The sequence below is a fragment of the uncultured Roseovarius sp. genome, assembly GCF_947259555.1.
In the GTDB taxonomy this organism is placed as follows: Bacteria; Pseudomonadota; Alphaproteobacteria; order Rhodobacterales; family Rhodobacteraceae; genus Roseovarius.
This window is the reverse complement of the sequence record NZ_CAMYMD010000066.1, coordinates 15,082-36,858: the sequence shown is the minus strand read 5'-3', so window position 1 is coordinate 36,858 and position 21,777 is coordinate 15,082. Positions and strand designations below refer to the sequence as shown.

General features: G+C 62.3%; 20 protein-coding genes. 3 read left to right on the top strand and 17 right to left on the bottom strand.

What is annotated here, in order from left to right; translation table 11 throughout:
- Positions 1-54: 54 nt before the first annotated feature.
- From Q0X85_RS10940 to Q0X85_RS10910, 7 genes are all read right to left on the bottom strand, one after another.
- Complete coding sequence (locus tag Q0X85_RS10940; RefSeq protein ID WP_297771999.1) at positions 55-894, bottom strand: ATP-binding protein; 840 nt, start codon at positions 892-894, stop codon at positions 55-57.
- Positions 895-1,809, bottom strand: coding sequence for a twin-arginine translocase subunit TatC (gene tatC / locus Q0X85_RS10935; protein WP_297771997.1), 915 nt, complete (start codon positions 1,807-1,809; stop codon positions 895-897).
- Complete coding sequence (gene tatB, locus Q0X85_RS10930; RefSeq protein WP_297771996.1) at positions 1,806-2,363, bottom strand: Sec-independent protein translocase protein TatB; 558 nt, start codon at positions 2,361-2,363, stop codon at positions 1,806-1,808. Before tatB ends, tatC begins: the two co-directional genes overlap by 4 nt.
- Positions 2,364-2,370: 7 nt before the next feature.
- Positions 2,371-2,601 carry a twin-arginine translocase TatA/TatE family subunit gene (locus Q0X85_RS10925; protein ID WP_297771995.1) on the bottom strand — a complete coding sequence of 77 codons (231 nt, stop codon included), beginning with the start codon at positions 2,599-2,601 and terminating at the stop codon, positions 2,371-2,373.
- A 159-nt stretch (positions 2,602-2,760) separates the two neighbouring features.
- Positions 2,761-3,888, bottom strand: coding sequence for a peptide chain release factor 2 (prfB, locus tag Q0X85_RS10920; RefSeq protein WP_297771994.1), 1,128 nt, complete (start codon positions 3,886-3,888; stop codon positions 2,761-2,763).
- Positions 3,889-4,074: 186 nt separating this feature from the next.
- Positions 4,075-6,585 (bottom strand): PBP1A family penicillin-binding protein, encoded by a 2,511-nt coding sequence (locus tag Q0X85_RS10915; protein WP_297772091.1) that lies wholly within the window; start codon positions 6,583-6,585, stop codon positions 4,075-4,077.
- 97 nt (positions 6,586-6,682) lie between these two features.
- Positions 6,683-7,921, bottom strand: coding sequence for an N-acetylmuramoyl-L-alanine amidase (locus Q0X85_RS10910; protein WP_297771993.1), 1,239 nt, complete (start codon positions 7,919-7,921; stop codon positions 6,683-6,685).
- A 191-nt stretch (positions 7,922-8,112) separates the two neighbouring features.
- Here Q0X85_RS10910 and lexA point away from each other — a divergent pair, with 191 nt between their 5' ends.
- Positions 8,113-8,814, top strand: a complete 702-nt coding sequence (gene lexA / locus Q0X85_RS10905; RefSeq protein ID WP_297771992.1) for a transcriptional repressor LexA — start codon at positions 8,113-8,115, stop codon at positions 8,812-8,814.
- Here the strand turns inward: lexA and Q0X85_RS10900 are convergent.
- Positions 8,808-10,823, bottom strand: a complete 2,016-nt coding sequence (locus Q0X85_RS10900; protein ID WP_297771989.1) for a ComEC/Rec2 family competence protein — start codon at positions 10,821-10,823, stop codon at positions 8,808-8,810. The two genes, lexA and Q0X85_RS10900, sit on opposite strands and share 7 nt — an antisense overlap.
- A gap of 80 nt (positions 10,824-10,903) precedes the next feature.
- On the opposite strand from Q0X85_RS10900, the gene gltX reads away from it, so the two are divergent.
- Entirely contained in the window at positions 10,904-12,316 is a 1,413-nt protein-coding gene (gene gltX / locus Q0X85_RS10895; RefSeq protein ID WP_297771987.1) for a glutamate--tRNA ligase, read from the top strand.
- Between the two features lie 74 nt (positions 12,317-12,390).
- Positions 12,391-13,686 (top strand): citrate synthase, encoded by a 1,296-nt coding sequence (gltA, locus tag Q0X85_RS10890; protein ID WP_297771985.1) that lies wholly within the window; start codon positions 12,391-12,393, stop codon positions 13,684-13,686.
- 93 nt (positions 13,687-13,779) lie between these two features.
- On the opposite strand, the gene Q0X85_RS10885 is transcribed toward gltA, so the two are convergent.
- From Q0X85_RS10885 to Q0X85_RS10845, 9 genes are all read right to left on the bottom strand, one after another.
- On the bottom strand, positions 13,780-14,529 hold the full coding sequence (locus Q0X85_RS10885; protein WP_297772090.1) for an enoyl-CoA hydratase-related protein: 750 nt from the start codon (positions 14,527-14,529) through the stop codon (positions 13,780-13,782).
- A 103-nt stretch (positions 14,530-14,632) separates the two neighbouring features.
- Complete coding sequence (locus Q0X85_RS10880) at positions 14,633-15,085, bottom strand: cytochrome c-type biogenesis protein (protein WP_297771983.1); 453 nt, start codon at positions 15,083-15,085, stop codon at positions 14,633-14,635.
- Positions 15,082-17,046: a heme lyase CcmF/NrfE family subunit gene (locus Q0X85_RS10875; RefSeq protein ID WP_297771981.1), complete on the bottom strand. Its 1,965-nt coding sequence runs from the start codon at positions 17,044-17,046 to the stop codon at positions 15,082-15,084. Before Q0X85_RS10875 ends, Q0X85_RS10880 begins: the two co-directional genes overlap by 4 nt.
- Before the next feature lie 75 nt (positions 17,047-17,121).
- On the bottom strand, positions 17,122-17,688 hold the full coding sequence (locus tag Q0X85_RS10870; RefSeq protein WP_297771979.1) for a holin family protein: 567 nt from the start codon (positions 17,686-17,688) through the stop codon (positions 17,122-17,124).
- Positions 17,682-18,290 carry a holin-associated N-acetylmuramidase gene (locus Q0X85_RS10865; RefSeq protein WP_297771977.1) on the bottom strand — a complete coding sequence of 203 codons (609 nt, stop codon included), beginning with the start codon at positions 18,288-18,290 and terminating at the stop codon, positions 17,682-17,684. The genes Q0X85_RS10870 and Q0X85_RS10865 overlap by 7 nt, the downstream gene beginning before the upstream one ends.
- 143 nt (positions 18,291-18,433) lie before the next feature.
- A complete protein-coding gene (gene ccmE / locus Q0X85_RS10860; RefSeq protein WP_297771975.1) occupies positions 18,434-18,880 on the bottom strand; it encodes a cytochrome c maturation protein CcmE in 447 nt (148 codons plus the stop codon).
- Between the two features lie 15 nt (positions 18,881-18,895).
- Entirely contained in the window at positions 18,896-19,924 is a 1,029-nt protein-coding gene (gene argC / locus Q0X85_RS10855; RefSeq protein ID WP_297771973.1) for an N-acetyl-gamma-glutamyl-phosphate reductase, read from the bottom strand.
- Between the two features lie 78 nt (positions 19,925-20,002).
- On the bottom strand, positions 20,003-20,815 hold the full coding sequence (locus tag Q0X85_RS10850) for an aspartate/glutamate racemase family protein (protein WP_297771972.1): 813 nt from the start codon (positions 20,813-20,815) through the stop codon (positions 20,003-20,005).
- A 19-nt stretch (positions 20,816-20,834) separates the two neighbouring features.
- Positions 20,835-21,698, bottom strand: a complete 864-nt coding sequence (locus Q0X85_RS10845) for a lysophospholipid acyltransferase family protein (protein ID WP_297771971.1) — start codon at positions 21,696-21,698, stop codon at positions 20,835-20,837.
- Positions 21,699-21,777 lie beyond the last annotated feature (79 nt).

Genomic DNA, 21,777 nt, shown 5'->3' with positions numbered 1-21,777 from the left:
CGCCCCTGCTACGACAGGCAAAGCTTGCCCTGCCCCCGCATGACGCGCAAGCCTTCAGACCGATACGCCGCGCCGCCCGGCCAGATCGGTGAAATACTGCCACGCCACCCGGCCCGAGCGCGACCCGCGCGTGGCCTGCCATTCGATCGCCTCGGCGCGCAGGGTGGCGTCGTCGATCTCTACCCCGTAGGTGTCGCAATAGCCCCGGATCATCGACAGGTATTCATCCTGATCGCAGGGATGAAAGCCCAGCCAGAGCCCGAAGCGGTCCGACAGAGACACCTTTTCCTCGACAGCCTCGGAGGGACTGATCGCCGAAGAGCGTTCGTTCTCGATCATGTCGCGCGGCATCAGGTGGCGGCGGTTCGAGGTGGCGTAGAACACCACATTCTCGGGCCGTCCTTCGATCCCTCCATCCAGAACCGCCTTCAACGATTTGTAATGCTGGTCATCGTGGCCAAAGCTCAGATCATCGCAAAACAGCAGGAACCGCGCATCCGCCCCGCGCAGCAGGTTCAAGAGACGCCCCACCGAGGGCAGATCCTCGCGCTGCAATTCCACGATCTTGAGCGGCAGCCCCTCGGCCCGCACGGCGGCATGCACAGCCTTGACCAGGCTCGACTTTCCCATCCCCCGCGCGCCCCAGAGAAGCGCGTTATTGGCCGGCAACCCGCGCGCAAATTGCTGGGTATTGGTCAAGAGCGTATCGCGTGCGCGATTGATGCCCACCAAGAGCGACATCTCCACACGGTTAACCTTGGCGACAGGCTCCAGCCGGTCAGGGGAAACATGCCAGACAAATGCGTCGGCTGTATCAAAATCGGGGGCTGTCAGCGGTGCGGGGCTCATCCGTTCGAGCGCGGCCGCAATCCGCTCCATCGGGTCGGTCGTCATTCAGGTCTTGCCTTTGTCCTCGTCAGTCCCGGCGAGCGGATCGTCTTCCTCGAAATCGTCATCGAACTCCGCCTCGTCGTCGGTCTCATCAAACCACAGACCCTGCGCACGCAACTCTGCTTCGCGCTTTCTCTCGACCCGCTGCACGAGTTGAATGGACACTTCGTAAAGGCCATAGACCACAACGAAGAGAATGATCTGGGTGATGACATCGGGCGGCGTCACGAGGGCGGCCAACAAGAGAATACCAACCACCGCATATTTGCGTACCGAGCGCAGGCCCGGCGCGCTCACCAGCCCTGCCTTGCCCATCAGGGTCAGCAAAACCGGCAGTTGGAAACACAGGCCAAAGGCCACAATAAACTTGATGGTGAGATTGAGATATTCCTGCGCCGAGCCTTGGAACACTACCGAGAGCGGCGCCGCGTTCTGGCCACCCTCGACCGCCTCGCCCTGCCCGCCAAACTGCTGGAAGCCAAGGAAGAAATCATAGGCCAGCGGCGTGACGACATAAAACGCAAAGGATGCGCCAAGAAAGAACATGAAGGGCGAGGCCACGAGAAATGGCAGGAACGCCCCCTTCTCGGACTTGTAGAGACCCGGCGCCACGAACCGCCACATCTGGTTTGCGATGTAGGGAAAGGCGAGGATGAAACCGCCAAGAAGCGAGACCTTGATCGCGACAAAGAAACCCTCTTGTGGGCTGATGAAGATCAGGTCGCAATCCTGTCCGCGCTCGGCCAGAACCTGACAGAGCGGCGCGGTGAGAAAGTTGAAAATCGGGGTCGCCACGGTGAAACAGATCACCATGCCGATGATAAAGGCCACAACCGAGTGAATGAGACGATTGCGCAATTCCGCCAGATGCTCGATCAGCGGCGCGCTGCTGTCTTCAATCTCGTCGGGGGTGCTCATGCCTTGTCCTCGACCTTGGCCGCGGCGGCCTTGGTGCTTTTTGCCTTGGCCTTGGTTGTTTTGCCGCTTTTTGTCTTGGCTTTGGAGGCTTTGCTCTGGGGCGCGTCTTTGGTCTTCGTCTCGGGGGTCTTCGTCTCGGTGGCCTGTGCCTCGGCAGCGGCCTTTGCCTCGGCCTCGGCCTCGGCGGTCTTCCGCGCGGTGGCCATTTCACCGGCCTTTTCGCGGATCTTGTCGGCCTGCGCCTGCCGCTCTTCACTGAGCGGCGGCACATCCGCGGTGGTCAGGTCACGCGTCGCGTTCTCGGTGGTTTTCTTGACCTCGTCCATCGCCGACTTCATCGGGTTCGACGCGGCCTTGAAGGTCTTCTGGATCTCGTTCACGCCAGAATGATCGGCCGCGTCATTCATCGCGCGGCTGAATTCGCGAGCCATGCCCTTGGCTTTGCCGACGAACTTTCCGACAGCCTGAAACATTCCGGGCAGGTCCTTGGGCCCCACGACAATGAGCGCCACGATGCCAATGAGCAACAGCTCCGTCCAGCCCAGGTCCAGCATTTACGGATCAGACCTTGTCTTTTTCGTCGGAAGGCGTGACGTCGCGAGCGGTCTCGACGTCTTCGTCTTTCTTGTCTTCGTCCTCAAGCTCCTTGTTGCCTTCGGACACGCCCTTCTTGAAGGATGTGATGCCCTTGCCCACTTCGCCCATCAGCGAGGAAATCTTGCCGCGACCGAAAAGCACCAGCACCACCACGGCGATGAGAAGAAGGCCGGGAAGGCCGATATTGTTCAGCATGTCTGTCTCTCCCTATCTCGGGGGTCCATGGATTGCCCCCGGGAATATCATTGGTTTATCTAGTCGTTCAAAGCGGCAGTTGGAAGCACCAATGCGGCGCGCGGCACCAAATCATGCAGATTTTTCCACGCGGCAGCCTATGGGCCAGACCAAAACTGGTCAATCGGCACTCTGCGCCTCGGCGCGGCTCTTGCCGCTCACGTTCTGCGCCAGCGTCGCGGCCATGAACGGGTCGAGATCGCCATCAAGCACGCCCTTGGTGTCGGATGTCTCGACCCCGGTGCGCAAGTCCTTGACCATCTGGTAAGGTTGCAGAACGTAAGAGCGGATCTGATTGCCCCAGCCGGCGTCACCCTTGTTGTCATGCGCCTCGTTGATCGCGGCGTTGCGCCGGTCCAGCTCTTGCTGGTAGAGCCGCGATTTGAGCGCCTTCATGGCGATATCGCGGTTCTGGTGCTGCGATTTCTGGCTGCTCGTTACCACGATGCCGGTCGGGATATGGGTGATCCGCACCGCCGAGTCGGTGGTGTTGACGTGCTGCCCGCCCGCGCCCGAAGAGCGATAGGTGTCGATCCGGATATCGGCCGGGTTCACCTCGATCTCGATATTGTCGTCGACCACCGGATAGACCCACACAGACGAGAACGAGGTGTGTCGCTTGGCCGCCGAATCAAACGGCGAAATCCGCACCAGTCGATGCACGCCCGACTCCGATTTAAGCCAGCCATAGGCATTGTGCCCGCTGATCTTGTACGCCGCCGATTTGATCCCGGCCTCGTCCCCCGCCGACTCTGATTGCAATTCAACGGTGTAGCCGCGCTTTTCGGCCCAGCGGACATACATCCGCGCCAGCATCGACGCCCAGTCACAGCTCTCGGTGCCGCCTGCCCCGGCGTTAATCTCAAGGAATGTATCGTTGCCATCCGCCTCGCCGTCCAGAAGTGCCTCAAGCTCCTTGGCCGCAGCCACCTTGGCCAACGATCTGAGCGCGTCCTCGGCCTCGGTCACAACCTCGGTGTCGTCCTCCATCTCGCCCAGTTCGATCAGGCCGATACCGTCCTCCAGTTCCTGCTTGATCCGGTCATGCGTGTCGAGGGCATCGACCAGTGCCTGTCGCTCGCGCATCAGCTTTTGCGCTTGCGCGGGATCATCCCAAAGCGTCGGGTCTTCAACACGTGCATTGAATTCCTCAAGCCGATGGCGGGCTGTTTCCCACCCCAGCCGTTGCCGCAAAAGCTCTAGCGACTTTTCGATCTCGGCCACGAGGTTTTGGGTTTCTGCGCGCATTTCGGTGTCCTTGTCTGCTCAGATGCGGGTGATAGCGCAGCAGGCGGAGCCGGGCAAGGGCGCTGCGCCGTCGGCGCGGCCGCCGATGCGTGGTGGTCGTCGGCCGCGTGTTGCACAGGCTGCGTCAATGAAATCTTGCGTAAGGTGAAATCCGGCCCAAACACCCGGGCTGGCCCGCTTATCACCCTAGTACAAGCCGCCCGAGCTCATTGCACCAAAGCTCGCATTGCCGCCGACCTGTGCTTTTTCACCGGTCGAGGTGGTGACGTCGCGCACCTGCTCGCGCTCGCCGGCACTATAGAGGTCGAGATCGTTGCCCATTGCAAAACCGCCGTCGAACATCACCCCGAACACCGGCTCTTCACCGTCACGGAAATACTCCGCAACCACGTGCGCCCCGGACGCATTGTCGGCCAGACGCGCCCCGCTGAATCGGTCGATCTTGATGAAATGGCCACCGGGGGGCACATCGAATGGCCCGCCGCCGTACTTCTTGACGGCGTCGGACATGAATTCCTGAAAGACAGGACCGCAGAGCGATGCGCCATAGGCCCCCCGACCAAGGCCGCGCGGCTGATCGTGGCCGATGTAGCAGCCGGCAGCGATATTGCTGGTGAAGCCAACGAACCAAACGTCACGCGCGTCATTGGTCGTACCGGTCTTGCCGGCCACGGGAACCGGCAGATTGATCGCGCCGGACGCGGTGCCCCTGTCCACCACGCCCTTCATCATCGAGGTGAGCTGGTACGCGGTGACGGCGTCCATCACCCGCTCGCGATCAGACACGATGCGCGGTCCGCGCGTGGCTGGAATACCGGGATCGCTGCAATCCACACATTGACGCTGATCCTGTTTGTAGATCGTCTTGCCGTACCGATCCTGCACCCGGTCCACCAGACTGGGGCGCACACGCTCTCCGCCATTGGCGAACATCGCATAGGCCGCCACCATGTTGAACAGCGTCGTCTCCTCAGAGCCAAGCGAATTGGCGAGGAACTTGCCCATGTTGTCATAGACGCCGAAGCGCTCGGCATAATCCGCAACCACGTCCATGCCGACCTCCTGCGCGAGGCGGATTGTCATCAGGTTCCGCGACTGCTCGATGCCGGTGCGCAAAGGTGTGGGACCGTAAAATTTGTTCGACGAATTGCGCGGACGCCACAACCCTTGGGGCGTGTCGATCTCGATCGGGGCGTCGATCACGATCGTCGCGGGGCTGTAGCCACTGTCAAGCGCCGCCGCGTAGACGAACGGCTTGAAGCTCGATCCGGGCTGGCGCAGCGCCTGCGTGGCCCTGTTGAACACCGAGTGTTGATACGAGAACCCGCCCTGCATCGCGAGAACGCGGCCGGTATTGACATCCATCGCCATGAACCCGCCCTCAACCTCGGGCACCTGACGCAGCGTCCAGCGAATGAAGTCGCCGCTGTCGTCCTCGGTCATGCGGCGGACATGTACCACCTCGCCCGCATCGAATGTCTCGTGAAAGTCACCCGGCAGCCAGGCGATGTCGTTACGCGGGACCTCTTGCACGCCCTCTACACCCTCGACGCCGATGCGCAACGCCTGATCGCCGGTCTCCAAAACCACGGCCGGATACCACTGGCCGTCGAGTTCGATATCGCGCGGCACGCGTAATTCTTCAAGCGCCGCGCGCCAATCCTCCTCGCGGCCAAGAGCATCATCCGGCAGGCTGAGCCCGGTGCCGCGCCAACGACCGATGCCCCGGTCGTACTGTTCAAGTTGGCGGCGCAACGCATTGGCCGCGTTGACCTGCATTTCAGGATCCACCGTAGCACGCACCGAAAGGCCGCCGGAAAAGAACTCTCCCTCGCCGAAATCCTCGCTCAATTGGCGGCGAATCTCGTCGGTAAAATAATCGCGCGGCGGAAGGTCGGCGCTGAACGGCTCGAAATCTCCGTTTTGAACCGAGCGCAACGGGGCCGCGCGCTCTTCGCGGTAGGTCGCCTCTGACAGATACCCGTTCTCCCACATTTCCCGCAGCACGAAATTGCGCCGATCCACCAGTCGCTCTTTTTCGCGAACAGGATGATAGTCGCTCGGGGCCTTGGGCATGGCGGCGATGGTTGCAGCCTCATGCGGTGCCAGTTCGCGCAATGTCTTGTTGAAGTAGGTCTGCGCGGCTGCGGTCACACCATAGCTGTTCTGGCCCAGAAAGATCTCGTTGAGATACAGTTCCAGAATCTTTTCCTTGCTCAGCGTCTCCTCGATCCGGGTGGCGAGAATGATCTCCTTGATCTTGCGCTCAAGCCTGCGATCCCCGGACAACAGAAAATTCTTCATGACCTGCTGGGTAATGGTAGACGCCCCGCGCACGTTCTGCCCGCGCGATTTGACCGCGTCGACAATGGCCGAGGCGATGCCGACGGCGTCATAGCCCCCATGCGTGTAGAAATTCTTGTCTTCGGCACTGATAAATGCCTGCTTCACCAGATCAGGGATATCCTCTGCCGGGGTAAAAAGCCGGCGTTCGCGCGCGAACTCATCAATGATGCGCCCTTGCGCGGAATAGATGCGGCTGATGGTCGGTGGCGTATAATTCGCAAGGGATTCGTGGCTTGGAAGATCCTTGCCGTAAATGTGCAACACGGCACCGATGCTCAGCCCGACGATCACGACAACTAGGGTGATCAGGCTGAAGACAGTGCCGAAAAGGCTTAGAATCGGTCGAAGCACATTGGCCCCCGCATAATGGCTGCGTCTCATATAGGCATCCCCGTGTCAGCGGTCAAAAGGGAATGGCCGTTTCGCGCAGGGATCCGCCGCGCCCGGCTCATTGTCTTACCAGACCCGCGCGGGCGGTATCGTCCTCGCGCCACGCGTTCAACGCTTCGCGCAGCGCCTCCGCCATCCGCGCGCGGCCCTCTGGATCGCGCAGACGCTCCAGATCAGGGGGGCTGGATAAAAACCCGAGTTCGACCAGGACCGAAGGAATATCCGGCGCCTTGAGGACCGAAAAGCCGGCATGGCGCAGAGGCCGGGACAAGAGCGGCAATCCCTTGGAGGCAAAGCCGTCGAGCACCGCCTTCGCCAGCCGCTCGGCGCGCGGCCGGGTCTCGAGGCGGGCCAGATCCATAAGCACATCGGCCACGACATCGTCCTTACCGCTCAGATCCACACCGGCCAGGATATCAGCCCGGTTGTGACGTTCGGCGAGCGCCGCACTGGCCTCGTCCGACGCGCTCTGTGACAACGTGTAGGCAGAAATTCCGCGCGCCCGTGCGCTCGACAACGCATCGGCATGCAGGGACAGGAACACATCCGCCCCTGCTCTGTGGGCCAGGGCGACGCGGCGCTCGAGGCTCACGAATTCATCGCGCTCGCGGGTCATCACCACCTCGAAGCCGCCCGCGCGCAGCAGATCTTCGCGCAGTTCAAAAGCGAATTGCAGGATCAGGGCCTTTTCAGTGACATCGCCAACCTGTGCGCCGGGGTCGATACCGCCATGACCGGGATCGAGCATCACGACAAGCGGGCCCTCGCCCCGCGCGCGCGGTGTTACGACATCGGGGTTTTCCTGTGGGGCGGGCAGGTCCCACCCGGGGACATGCGGCGTGCCGGTCGTCGCTGCAAAGTCAGCGGCATCCGCCTCTCCAAGGTGAACGATCAGTTGCGCCGTGCCCGTGTCCGGATCAACCTCAAGCCCCGCGCTTTGCAATGGATAAGGCGCGTCCAGATCAGCCACCATGCGCGACCAGCCGGGTCGGATCTGCCCCAGCCTAAGACCCTTGACACGCGCTCCGCTGATCAAGTCGCCAGCAGTCGCGCCTTGCCATTCGACCTCCCGGAAATCCAGCACCAGCCGCGCCGGTCCCGCGAGCGTGAACACGCGGTACGGCACACCTTGAGACAGGTGGAGCCGCAGCTCAACGCCGTTTCGCGTGTCGCTGATCGTACTTGCCTCTGCGTCGAGCCGCGCCAACGCGCTAAAGCTGTTGTCCTGCGCCAACGCCGGGCTGACGGGACCAAAAAGGACGACCAATAATGGCCATATGCAAGAAAGTCTGCTCATACACCGTTTCCCGGTCTGTTCTGTCGCAAGATTACACAAACTGACGGCAGCACAACAGCCCTCACTCCACCACACCACGCGCGACAATCGCCAGGAGACGATCGCGACGAAACCGATACGCGCGATATGATTGACACAAAACGGGAACATCTGTAGAACAAAGTCATGTGTAGATGAAGAGGGCGCGACAGATGCTGACTAAGAAACAACTCGATCTTCTGGAGTTCATCCACAAGCGCGTCCAGCGTGACGGCGTACCGCCCAGCTTTGACGAAATGAAAGAAGCGCTTGATTTAAGGTCGAAATCCGGCATTCACCGGTTGATCACCGCGCTCGAGGAGCGGGGCTTTATACGCCGACTCGCGCATCGGGCGCGCGCGCTGGAAATACTCCGCCTGCCCGAAAGCCTTGGGGGCGAGGTGCTGCATGGTTTTCAGCCACGTGTGATTGATGGCGATCGGCCGACAGCTCCACAACCAGCCAATGCGCAGCCCGTAGAGGTGGCGCATGCCATTGATCTGCCACTGATGGGACGGATCGCTGCGGGTGTCCCTATCGAGGCGATCGCACATGCGCGGCAAAACGTGGCCGTACCCGGCGCAATGGTGAGCGGCGCAGGCAACCATTACGCATTGGAGGTCAAAGGCGATTCGATGATAGAGGCCGGTATCAACGACGGTGACGTGGTGATCATCCGCGAAACGTCAGTGGCGGATAATGGCGATATCGTCGTTGCTCTTATCGAGGATCAGGAAGCGACGCTCAAACGTTTCTTCCGGCGGAGCAATGCGATTGCGCTCGAAGCAGCCAATCCAGCCTATGAGACGCGCGTATTTCAGGACAATCAGGTGCAGGTCCAGGGCCGCCTTGTGGGGCTGATCCGCACCTACTGAGCGTTCCAGAGGCGGGTTCCGGAAATCTCACGTGCGGTGACGATTGCAACGGCATCATCGCCAGCATAGAGCGCAAGTGACCCTGTGTCTCTCAAGGTTTGCGGTGTGATGACAGAACAGTCTGGATCATTCGGTGTGGTTTCCAGCGCCGTGGTAACAACGATCAAGACCGCACCGTCACAGGCCAGCGGCAGGCGCGCGGCGGCGCGTCCCCGCACCAGACGAACCGAGAGCTCCTCCATCAAGGCATCAGACCACCGGTCATGCGCCTCGGCCTGCTCGGCACCATCGCCGTCATTCTCCAGCCAATTCTGAGCGACGAAGCCCTGACCGGACGCTTTGTTCAAGGCGCGCCCCGTCTCTGTCATGATCCCGACCAGTGCGCCGGTTTCCGAGATCAGCATGCGAGGGCGCTCTGCTCCGATCCAGAACCAGAGGCCTGCAAGCATCGGCAGCACCCCAAGATATCTAAGTCCTCCCCGCCAAAGCACCAGGCTCAAGCCTCCGACGGCAAAAAGAGGCAAGACCGCGTGGCCGGGTGAAATCACCGTGATCCTCGCGCCGTCCAGAGCGGCGACGTATTCCGAAACCGCCAGGATCCAGCGCAACCCCCACCCCATCACACCAAGCGCGACCCAATCCAGACCAAGCGGCAACAAAAGCGCCGCCAGGACAGCGGTGGGCATGACAAGGGCGCCCATCAGGGGCACGCTCAAAAGATTCGCGATAAGGCCATATTGGGCGAACTGGTTGAAATGCGCAGCGGCCACCGGCGCCGTGGCCGCCCCAGCCACCGCTGAAGATATCACCACCGCCAGCACCGGCCGCAGCCACCTTGGCCCAAGAGTCACACCACCATCGCGCAAGGCACCGAATACCGCGACAAGCGCAACGGTCGCCGCAAATGACATCTGAAACCCCGGACCCAAAAGCGCCTCGGGCCTAAGCACAAGCACGATCACGGCCGCCACGGCGACTGCCCGCAGGCTGAGCGCGCGCCGGTCAAGCATCACCGCGACCAGCATGACTGCGACCATGACAAAGGCGCGCTCTGTGGCCACATTGCCGCCCGACAGACCGAGATATCCAGCCGCGGCCAGGAGGGCCAGCATCGCCGAGAGCTTCTTGATCGGCAAGCGCAAGCCTGCGCGAGGGATGGCCGCGAGGACCAGGCGGGTCGCTGCAAACACAAAGCCCGCGAGAAGCCCCATATGAAGGCCGGAAATCGCCAGAAGATGCGCAAGATTGGAAACCCGCATCGCTTGGAGGGTGTCTTGTGACAATCCCGCGCGGTCTCCGGTCATGATCGCGGCGGCAAACGCACCGGCCTGCCCGGGCAGACGGCTCTGAACATGGCGCGAAAGCGCCATGCGCGCCCGGAACAATCCCTGCCAGCCCTCTGCCTCGCTCAACCTGAGCGCCGGGCTGCGCGTGTAGCCGACAGCACCAATTCCCAAAAACCAGGCATGACGCTGAAAATCAAAGCCCCCCGGTTCGACCGGCCCTCCGGGTGGCGAAAGATGGGCGGTCATCATCACACGCTCGTCCGGCCTCGGGGTGAAATGCGTTTGATCCCCGTGCAAGGACACCCGCACACTGTGCGGCACCCGTGATGGATCAGTGCGCGCAAGGATCACCCGATCGAGGGTCAGGCGCAGCGCATCAGAGGCCGAGCGGTCAATGGCCACGACACGCCCCTCGACTGGCCCGTAATAACGCCAGCTCAGCACCGGCCCCGCCACCAGATGCGCACGCAGGCCCGCAATCGTGAAGCCCGCTGCAAGCAAGGCCAACGCCCAGAGAATCGGCCCGGCCCATTCCCGACCGCGTCGAGCCACTCCAGCCAGTACCGCAGCGCCGATACCGGACGTGCAGAGAACCCACATCTTCGGCTCGGCGCGCAGGGCAAAATATGCACCGACACCGCAGGCCAGCACAACCGGAACCCACGGAAAGAGCGCTCCGCGTTGCGCGAGCCAGACCCGTGCCAGAACATGCCATATGGCCAAGACTTGTTTCCCCCATGACTGGCCGGTAGACAGGCGCCAACGCTAGGCCCACCATAGTTACCGAAAGGTTAATACGCCCCATGTCGCAGCAGGTCGTGACCCGTTTTGCCCCGTCCCCCACAGGCTATTTGCATATCGGCGGGGCGCGCACGGCCTTGTTCAACTGGCTTTTTGCGCGGGGGCATGGCGGCAAGTTTCTGCTGCGCATCGAGGATACCGACCGTGCGCGCTCGACCCCCGAGGCCACGCAGGCGATTCTCGATGGATTGGCGTGGCTTGGGCTCGATCATGATGGCGACGCGGTTAGCCAGTTCGAACGCGCCGAGCGTCATCGTGAGGTGGCCCTGCAACTCTTGGCAAATGGCCGTGCGTACAAGTGCTTTTCCACACAGGACGAAATCGAGACGTTTCGCGATACCGCGCGCACCGAGGGCCGCTCAACCTTGTTTTGCAGTCCCTGGCGGGACACGACACCTGATCAGCACCCCGAGGGCGCAGCCTATGTGATTCGCATCAAGGCACCGCGCGACGGCGTTACCGTAATCCGTGATGAAGTTCAGGGAGATATCACCATCCGCAACGATCAGCTCGATGATATGGTTTTGTTACGTGGCGATGGCACACCCGTTTACATGCTGGCTGTGGCAGTCGACGATCACGACATGGGGGTGACGCATGTGATCCGGGGGGACGACCATCTCAACAACGCAGCGCGGCAAATGCTGATTTATCACGCGATGGATTGGCCCGTACCCGCCTATGCCCATATTCCCTTGATCCATGGCCCCGACGGCAAAAAGCTATCCAAGCGTCACGGCGCGCTCGGGGTCGAGGAATATCAAAAGATGGGCTACCCGTCGTCAGGTATGCGCAACTATCTCGCGCGGCTCGGCTGGAGCCATGGCGATGACGAATTCTTCACCGATGCGCAGGCAAAGGAATGGTTTGATCTTCCCGGCATTGGCAAATCGCCGGCGCGCTTGGATTTCAAGAAGCTGGAGAATCTGTGCGGTCAACATATCGCGGCAATGGACGATGCTGCACTGCTGCATGAACTTCGCGAATTCATGGCCGTGACGGGACAGCCCCCACTCTCTGAAAAAAAATTGACGCTCTTGGAACGCGGCATGTACTGCCTCAAGGAGCGTGCGAAGACCTATCTGGAACTAATTGATAAGGCAGAGTTTATCATGTGCGACCGTCCGCTGGAACCGGACGAAAAGGCCGCTGCGCAGCTTGATTCTGTATCCCGTGGTATACTGATGGAATTGACGCCGCAGCTGCAAACTGCTAATTGGACCCGAGACGGTATCGAGGCTCTCGCAACCCAATTCGCCGACGCGCATGGAATGAAGTTCGGCAAGCTTGCCGGTCCGTTGCGGGCCGCGCTCGCAGGACGCAGCGCAACACCAAGTGTGTTTGACATGATGCTGGTTCTCGGGCGAGAAGAAAGCATCGCCCGACTGACCGACGCCGCCTGTAACGGAGCGTGACAACTCTGGCAGGCTCTACGTGTATCCAGCCCGCGGCCAAGTGGCCAGTTGGGCGTTGAGAGGGAGGACCCCTGATGTCAGAAGCTAAACGAGCCGCAACGCTGGAAATCGACGGCAAGAGCTATGATCTGCCGATCTTTTCACCCACTGCAGGCCCTGACGTGGTCGATATTCGCAAACTCTATGCCAACGCAGGCGTGTTCACGTATGATCCCGGTTTTACGTCCACAGCGAGCTGCGACAGCACCATCACGTTCATCGACGGGGATAAGGGCGAGCTCTTGCATCGCGGGTATCCGATCGACCAACTCGCCGAGAAGTCGCACTTTCTGGAAGTCTGTTATCTGCTGCTCTATGGTGAGTTGCCGTCACCAGGCCAACTTGAGGATTTCGAGACGCGCGTGACCAATCACACCATGCTGCACGAGCAGATGGTGTATTTTTTCCGCGGCTTCCGCCGTGACGCGCATCCAATGGCGATCATGGTAGGAGTCGTCGGTGCGATGTCGGCGTTTTACCATGACAGCACCGATATCAGCGACGAGTGGCAGCGTGAGGTCGCCTCGATCCGGCTGATCGCAAAGATGCCGACCATCGCAGCCTGGGCGTTCAAGTATTCTGTCGGGCAGCCTTTCGTCTATCCGCGTAACGATCTCGACTACGCGTCGAATTTCCTGCGCATGTGCTTTGCCGTGCCCGCCGAGGATTACGAGGTCAACCCGATCCTTAGCCGCGCCATGGACCGGATCTTTACCCTGCATGCCGATCACGAGCAGAACGCTTCAACCTCTACAGTGCGGCTGGCGTCGTCGTCGGGCGCCAACCCGTTCGCCTGCATCGCAGCCGGCATCGCCTGCCTCTGGGGGCCGGCGCATGGCGGCGCCAATCAGGCTTGTCTGGAAATGCTGCGCGAGATCGGCACGCCCGACCGCATTCCCGAATTCATCGCCCGGGCCAAGGACAAGAACGATCCGTTCCGCCTGATGGGTTTCGGCCACCGGGTCTACAAGAACTTCGATCCGCGTGCAAAGGTGATGAAGCAATCTGCCGATGAGGTGCTTGAGCTTCTCGGCGTCGAGAACAACCCGACCCTGCAAGTCGCCAAGGAGCTGGAAAAGCAGGCGCTGGCCGATCCGTATTTCTCGGATAAAAAGCTGTTTCCGAACGTGGATTTCTACTCGGGAATCATCCTTGAAGCGATGGGCTTTCCGACGTCGATGTTCACGCCGATTTTCGCGGTGTCGCGGACCATCGGCTGGATCTCGCAGTGGAAAGAGATGATCAGCGATCCGCAGATGAAGATTGGACGTCCCAGGCAGCTTTATCAGGGCGAGACACTGCGCGATTACGTCGATATCGAAAAGCGCTGACGACTTCGCCACAACGCAAAATATTTCTCAAAAGGCCCGCAAAGCGCGGGCCTTTTTATTACGGCGCGAGGCAGGGACCGGTCCGACTTGCTCTCAACGTCCTTCAAAATTTGCCGGGCGCTTTTCGAGAAACGCCATCACACCCTCCTGAAAGTCGCGGCTCTGCCCGCAGGTGCCTTGCAGTTTCGCCTCGAGGTCCAGCTGTTGTTCCAGCGTGTTGTCCCAGGTGCCCCGGATCGCCTGCTTGACGGCCTTGTAGGTCTGCGTCGGGCCCTTGGCCAGATGGGCGGCGCGCGCCTGCCAGTGTGCCTCAAAGCCCTCATCGCTGACGCATTCCCAGATCATCCCCCAATCGCTGGCCTGCCGGGCGCTGATCGGCTCGGCAAAGAGGGCGGCCCCCATCGCCTTGGCCATACCCATCTGACGCGGCAGCGCCCATGTGCCGCCCGCGTCAGGTATCAGCCCGATCCGGGTGAAGGCCTGCAGGAAATAGGACGCCTCGGTGGCGATCACCACATCCGCCGAGAGCGCCAGATTGGCCCCTGCCCCCGCAGCCGGCCCGTTGACGGCGCTGATCGTCGGCACCGGGCAATTGGTGATGGCGCGCAGCATCGGCACGTATTCCTCGCGCAGGACCCGCTCCAGATCTAGGGTCGTCGCGTTGCCACCATCGCTCAAATCCTGGCCCGAGCAGAAGGCCTTGCCCTTGCCGGTGAGCACGATCACGCGCGCCTCGCGCCCGGCATGGGTCATCGCATCGGTGATTTCGGCGCGCATCTGGGTGTTGAGCGCGTTCATCTTGTCGGCCCGGTTGAGGCAAAGGACGGAGACGCCCTCGATCATTTCGAGCGTGATGGTCTGGTAATCTTTCACGGGAATCGGCCCTCCTGACGTGGTCTCCGGGATCAAACCCTATCGCTGCCCCCGGGCCAAGGGCAACGGCGCGTCAGTCGTCGAGAATCTCGCGCAGACGGCGTTCTTCGGCCTCGCTGAGGCGGGCAACCTCGCGCTCTGGGGCCTTGGCCCGGCTGCGCAAATAGACCCCCGCCATCACCAGCCCCGCGCCCAGCATGATCGGCCCGGCCATCCATAACAGCAGATTGGAGCCACCGCTGCGCGGCTTGAGCAGCACGTATTCGCCGTAGCGGTCGACCACGAAATCGACCACCTCTTCGTTGCTGTCGCCCGCCACCAGCCGTTCGCGCACCAGAAGGCGCAGGTCGCGGGCGAGTTCGGCGTTGGAGTCGTCGATGCTCTCGTTGCGGCAGACCAGACAGCGCAGGCCCGCGGAAATGTCACGCGCGCGTTCTTCCAAGGCCGGATCGTCGAGAATTTCGTCAGGCTGCACCGCGAAGACGGGCGCCGCGATCACGCAGAGCGCAAGGATCAGGCGTTTCATTCTGCGGGCACCCCTTGCGGCAGCTTGCGCGCACCTGCGGCCACGCGGTAGCGCCGGTCGCTGAGCGACAGCGCCCCACCGAGGGCCATAAGGATCGCGCCGCCCCAGATCCAGTTGGCCAGCGGCTTGTAATAGCTGCGCACAGCCCAGCCGCCGCCCTCTTGCGGATCACCGATGACGACGTAGATGTCGCGCAGGACGCCGTTATCGAGCGCGGCCTCGGTGGTGGGCATCTGCGCCACGGGGTAGATGCGTTTTTCGGGGTGCATTTCGGCAATCTCACGGCCATTCTGGCTGAGGGTGAAGGTCGCCTTGGTGGCCATGTAATTCGGCCCCTGTTCCTGATGCACCTCGTCGAGGCGCAGCCCGTAGCCCGCGATTTCCAGATCCTCGCCGACCTGAAGCACGCGAATATCCTCGGCCTCCCACGCCATCATCGCGGCGATGCCGGCCATGGTCACGCCGAGGCCGCCATGCGCCACCGCCTTGCCCCAGTCGGCACGCGGCAGACGGGTGAGGCGTGCGAGCCGCCCGGTGCCGCGCCCGGTGCGCGACCAGATATCGACCATCGCACCGGCCACCAGCCATGCGCCTAGGAACAGGCCAACCGGCCCAAGCGCGGAGCGCCCGGATTGCATCGCCCATGCGAGCGCGCCGATCGCTACGGCAAGGGCGAAGGCCGGGATCAGCTGTCGCACCACCCGGCCCACCGTGGCACGTTTCCACGCCATCATCGCGCCGACCGGCAGGACGAGGCCAAGCAGGACCATAAAGGGGGTGAAGGCGGCGTTGAAGAAGGGCGCCCCGACCGAAAGCTTTCGGTCGAAGGCCATCTCGGCAATGAGCGGCCACATCGTGCCGATGAACACCACGAAACAGGCCACCGCCAGCAGGATGTTGTTGAGCACGAGCACCGATTCCCGGCTGACCATGCTGAACACGCCCCGCGCCTGCATGACATTGGCGCGCGCGGCAAAGAGCGTGAGCGCGCCCATCATGAAGGCGGCGGTGATGCCCAGCAGGAACACGCCACGCTCGGGGTCTGTGGCGAAGGCATGCACGCTGGTCAGCACACCGGAGCGGGTGATGAAGGCCCCGACCATGGAGAAACCGAAGGCAATGATTGCCAGAAGGATGGTCCAGCTTTTCAAAGACTCACGCTTTTCCACCACGATGGCGGAATGCAGCAGGGCGGCGGCGATGAGCCAGGGCATGAAGCTGGCATTCTCCACCGGATCCCAGAACCAGAAACCGCCCCAGCCCAGCTCGTAATAGGCCCACCACGAGCCGAGACCGATTCCGATGGTCAGAAAAATCCACGCCGCCAGCGTGTAAGGCCGCACCCACCGGCCCCAGGCCGCATCGACCCGCCCCTCGATCAGGGCCGCCACGGCAAAGGAGAAGGTCATCGAAAGACCGACATAGCCGAGATAGAGGAAGGGCGGGTGAAAGGCGAGGCCCGGATCCTGCAGGAGCGGGTTTAGATCCTGCCCGTTGAATGGCGGTGTCGCCATGCGCAGGAACGGGTTCGAGGTGAGCAGGATGAAGGCGAAAAACGCGGCCCCGATCATCGCCTGCACGCTCAGCACGCGGGCCTTGAGCGAGGGCGGCAGGTTCGCGCCGAACCACGCCACCGCCCCGCCAAAGAGCGTGACGATCAGCACCCAGAGAAGCATCGAGCCCTCGTGATTGCCCCAGACGCCGGTGATCTTGTAGAGCATCGGCTTGTCGGTATGGCTGTTGAGGGTGACCAACCGCAGCGAGAAATCAGAGGTCACGAAGGCCCATGTAAGCGCCGCGAAGGAGGCCGCCGTCAGCAGTAACTGTATCGTCGCCGCAGGTTCGGCGAAGGCCATCCAGCCGGGCCAGCGTTTATGGGCGCCGACCAGTGGGATGACCGCCTGCGCGCAGGCGACGAGGAATGCCAGGATGAGGGCGAAGTGACCGAGTTCTGTAATCATGCGTCAAAGATAACGCAGGCGCGGCCCCGCGCCAATCGCAATCGGCACGGGGCCCGGTTCACATTGTCGCGGGGGTCATCCCTTCGCGCGCCATTCATCCAGCGCCGGGTTGCCCGAGGGGGTGAGCACGCGCAGCGCGGTGTCGGCATCGGGGCCGGGATCAGCGGCACCGGGGCTATTCGCGCGCAGGGCGCGCAGCTGCGCCACGCTCTCGACCACCTGCGGCGCGCGCGCCAGCGTGGCGGCGATGGAGCGTTGAAATTCCTGCCCCTTCACCTGATAGCGTGCGCCAAAGTAGAAACTCACGATCGCGCCCAACAGCCACCAGAGCGGATCGGGCACCAACGCCAGCCCCGCCATCCGCTCGCCGAACCACAGGGGATCAACCATCGCCGCGATGAGCAGCGCCAGCGTGCCAAGCGCCATGGCCGGGCGCGGGATGCGGTTGAGCCCGTCGATGATCCGGTCGAAGCTGCTGCGCCCCGCAGCCCCGAACTCCGCCGCCATCTGATCAAGCGCGGCCCGCTGCGTCTCGACCCGGCGTTGATCGGCAGCCTCGGCGTTGACGCGAAACACCTCGGCGGTCTCGCGCACCACGTTTCCGCCCGCCCCGAAAAGCGCCCGCAGAATGTCGATCACCATGCCGCCACCCTTTCCTGAAAGGCCTGATCGCTCAGGTGAAAGCGCGGCGCGATGAACTCTTCGGCGCGCCGGATCCAGCCGCCCTTGCCGCCCGAGCGCGTCCGCGCGAATTTGCGGCTTGCGGGACGGGCATCGGCGAGGGCCAGGTAATAATTGCGCCGCGCGATCCCATAAGCTTCGGCGATATGATCCGGGGCGGCCTGCGCCGCGCGTTCCGCCGCGGCTTGCGTCTGCGGGCCGATCACTCCGTCGACATCCACCGTCTCGCCCATCTCGCGCAGCAGGCGCTGCAATATCTTCACCGCATTGGCCCCGGCATTGACATGCATGTCGAACACGCTGGCGCGCAGCGCCTCGGGCAAGCCCACGATACCGGGGCGGCGATAGTAATGGTCGATGAAGATCGCCACCGCCTGCCCCCGGCTCAGCGCCCGCACATCGCCCACATCCACGTCGCCGTCACGGTCGAGATCGAGCCCGAGCCGCCGCATCGTATGGATGGTCACCCCGAAATTCGTGGCACCGCCGGGGTCGTAGGGGTCGTTCACGAACCCGCCCTCGCGCGCCACAATTTCTTTGGCTATCTGTTCGACATCTTGCATCCGCCTGCCCCATCTTGCCTGTGCAACATGGGTGCGAGGATGGGATAAGAAAGATTAACGCGCGCCTGAACCAGCGCGCGCTCCTATCTCATCGGCTATGGTTTCTTTTTGGTGAAAATACCCAAAATCAGACATCGGCCACCTTAGCTGCCGTCCGCCTCCTTGTAGACGCCCTGCTCCTTGAGCGCGTCGACCACTTCCTTGGGCATGTAATCCTCGTCATGCTTGGCGAGGATCTCACTGGCTTCAAACACCCCACCGCGATAGCTGCCGGTGCCGACCATGCCCTGATTTTCCTCAAAGAGATCGGGCAGAACGCCTTTATAGGTCACCGGCACCACGGCCCCGCCATCGGTCACGTTGAAATGGATCACCTCGCCCTGACCACGTTTCAGACTGCCGCCTTCGACCAGACCGCCGATGCGGAAAATCTCGGTCTCGCTTGGCGGCTCGGACAGCACTTGGCTGGGCGAGCGGAAGAAGTTAATCCCGTCGCGCATCCCGTAGCCGATCAGCGCTGTGGCCATCACCAGCGCCACAGCCGCAATCGCGACGACCTGCACGCGGCGCTTCTTCTTCAGCGATTTCATGAGCCTCGCCCCTTTTTACGGAAAGACCGGGGCCAACATGAGGCCCGACGTCTCGTTCAGAGATAACATCAGATTGGCGTTTTGCAACGCCTGCCCGCTGCTACCTTTTGTCAGGTTATCGAGCGCCGCAATGACGAGCGTGCGGTCCGCCTGCCGGTCGGCGACCACGCCGATATGGCAGAAATTGCTGCCCCGGATGTGGCGCGTGCTGGGGGCCTCGCCCATCGGCAGGACCTCGATGAAGGGCTCGCCCGCATAGGCCGCGTTAAGCGTGTCATGCACCGCCTGAGCCGCGCCGCGCAGATAAGCGGTCGCCAGGATGCCGCGATTGGCGGGGATCAGGTGGGGCGTGAACTGGATCTCTACGGGCCGCCCGGCTATGGCCGAGAACTCCTGATCGAACTCGCCCAGATGCCGGTGCGTGCTACCAAGGGCGTAGGCGTGATACCCCTCGGACAATTCCGCATGCAGCAGGTTTTCCTTGAGGCTGCGGCCCGCCCCCGAGACCGCGCATTTCAGGTCGAGGATGATCTCGTCGAGATCAATCACCCCGGCAGATATCAGAGGGCGCAGGATGTACTGCCCCGTGGCCGCGTTGCAGCCCGTGCCCGCCACCAGCCGCGCGGCAGTGATTTCATCGCGGTAGAACTCGGTCAGGCCGTAAACCGCCTCTTTCTGCAACTCCGGCGCGGCATGGGGATTGCCATACCATTTTTCATAATCCGCCGGGTCGCGCAGCCGGAAATCGGCGGAGAGGTCGACGATCTTCAGATCGCGCGGCAGCGCGCTGATCACCTCCTGGCTGGTCTTGTGAGGCAGCGCGCAGAAACACAGGTCGATGCTGTCAAAATCAATCTCGTCAATCGTCACCAGATCGGGCAGGTCAAGATGGCGCAGATGCGGAAAGACCGCGCCCATGCGCTGCCCTGCCTTGGAATTGGCGGCAAGCGCCGCGATCTCAAGGTCGGGATGGGTGGCGATCAGCCGGACAAGTTCGGCACCGGTGTAGCCGGACGCGCCAAGGATGGCGATTTTATGGGTCATGGTGACCTCTCATGCAGAATTTCAAACAGGGAATAGTGCGTATCGCGGTGCTATGCAACGCACGCTCAGACATGCCGCTCAGACGGGGCGAAAGCCGATCTCTCGTCGCAGGAACTGCGTCGCACGCGACGACACGCGCTTGGGGTCGCCCGTGGTCAGGAACATCGCCTCGGTGCCGGGCCCGATCTTGTCGGGGTGGCGGCCGAGGTAATCACTCAGGCTCGCGGCCACCAGCGTAGGCTGCGAATAAACCGCCACGTCGGGCCCGAGGGCATCGCGAAACACATCCTCGACCAGCGGGTAATGCGTGCAGCCCAGAACGGCGGCCTCCGGGTGCGGCATCTTGCGCCTGAGCGCGTCCACGTGGGAGCGCACCAGCGCCTCGGCGAGGATCATGTCGCCCTCTTCGATGGCATCCACGACGCCGCCACAGGCCTGCGCCTCGACATCGACGCCGATGGCGCGGAACGCCAGTTCGCGCTGAAACGCGCGGCTCGCCACGGTGGCAGGGGTGGCAAAGAGCGCCACGTTCTTCACCGCCACTTCGCGCGGCGGAGAGTTGTCGCCCCATTGCCGTTCTGTCAGCGCCTCGATCAGCGGCACGAATACGCCCAGCACACGCTTTCCCTCGGGCACCCAGGCCTCCTGCATGCGGCGCAGGGCGGCGGCAGAGGCAGTGTTGCAGGCCAGAATCACCAGATCGCAGCCCGCATCGAACAACCGCGCGACATTGGTCGTCGTCAGGTCATAGATGTCATCGGCATCCCGCACCCCATAGGGCGTATGCACGTTGTCGCCCAGATAGACAAACGGCACCTCGGGCATGCGTTTGCTCACCGCGTCCCACACCGTCAGGCCACCCAGCCCGCTGTCGAAAATCCCTACCGCCATTTGCGCGCATCCCAGTGGATCAGTCGTATTCGAACCCGATATCCGAGGCGACAACCGGGCTTGGCGACAATTCATAGGTCTTTGAGCGCAGGAATGCCATGAGGGATTTCGTGTCGCCCGCATATTGGGAGAGTGTGCCGCGCTGGATCGGATCACCCACCACGACCTTGACGGGCGTATCCACGCGCTTGCGAAATTCCTTGATCAGCAGCCCCATGCGCAGCGTGACATGCAGGTGGCTGGCCAGCTGAAACAGGCGGCTGGTGTGCCCATCGAAATAGACCGGCACGACGGTCGCCTCGCTCTTGGCGATCATCTTGGCGGTGAACCCGCGCCAACCCGGGTCCATCGGGCGCGAAAACGGTTTCGCCGCCGTGCTGACCGTGCCGCCCGGAAAGATCCCGATCGCCCCGCCCTGCCCGAGATAGTCGAGCGACGCCTTGCGCGTCGCGAGGTTGAGCGCGATCGCCTCTTTGGTGCCGTCGAAACTGATCGGCAGGATCACCTTGTTGAGGTCTTCGGCCTTGCGGAACACCTGATGCGCCAGAATGCGGAAGTCACCGCGCGTCTGGCTCAGGATATGCCCCATCATCAACCCGTCGAGGATACCGTAAGGGTGATTGGCGATCAGCACCAAAGGCCCCTTGCGCGGGATGTTGGCAAGGCTGCCGCCCACCACGTCGAGCGTGAGCCCATAGCGTTCCACGATCACATCCCAGAAATCGCGGCCCAGTGAAACCTCGGTCTCGTAACCCGCCGCGCGCTTGATAAGTGCGATGCGCCCGGTGAGGTTCTCCATCGTGCGGATCATCGCCCGCCCGCCTTTGGTCTGGGCGGAATAGGCGTAGGAAATGTCACGGGCGATCTGGCGATCGGGGCGCATGGGCGGCGGTCCTTGGCTGGCTTGCGGCCTGTTAAGATTATGCGACGCTTTTGACCAGATCACGTGACAGTTTCGTGAC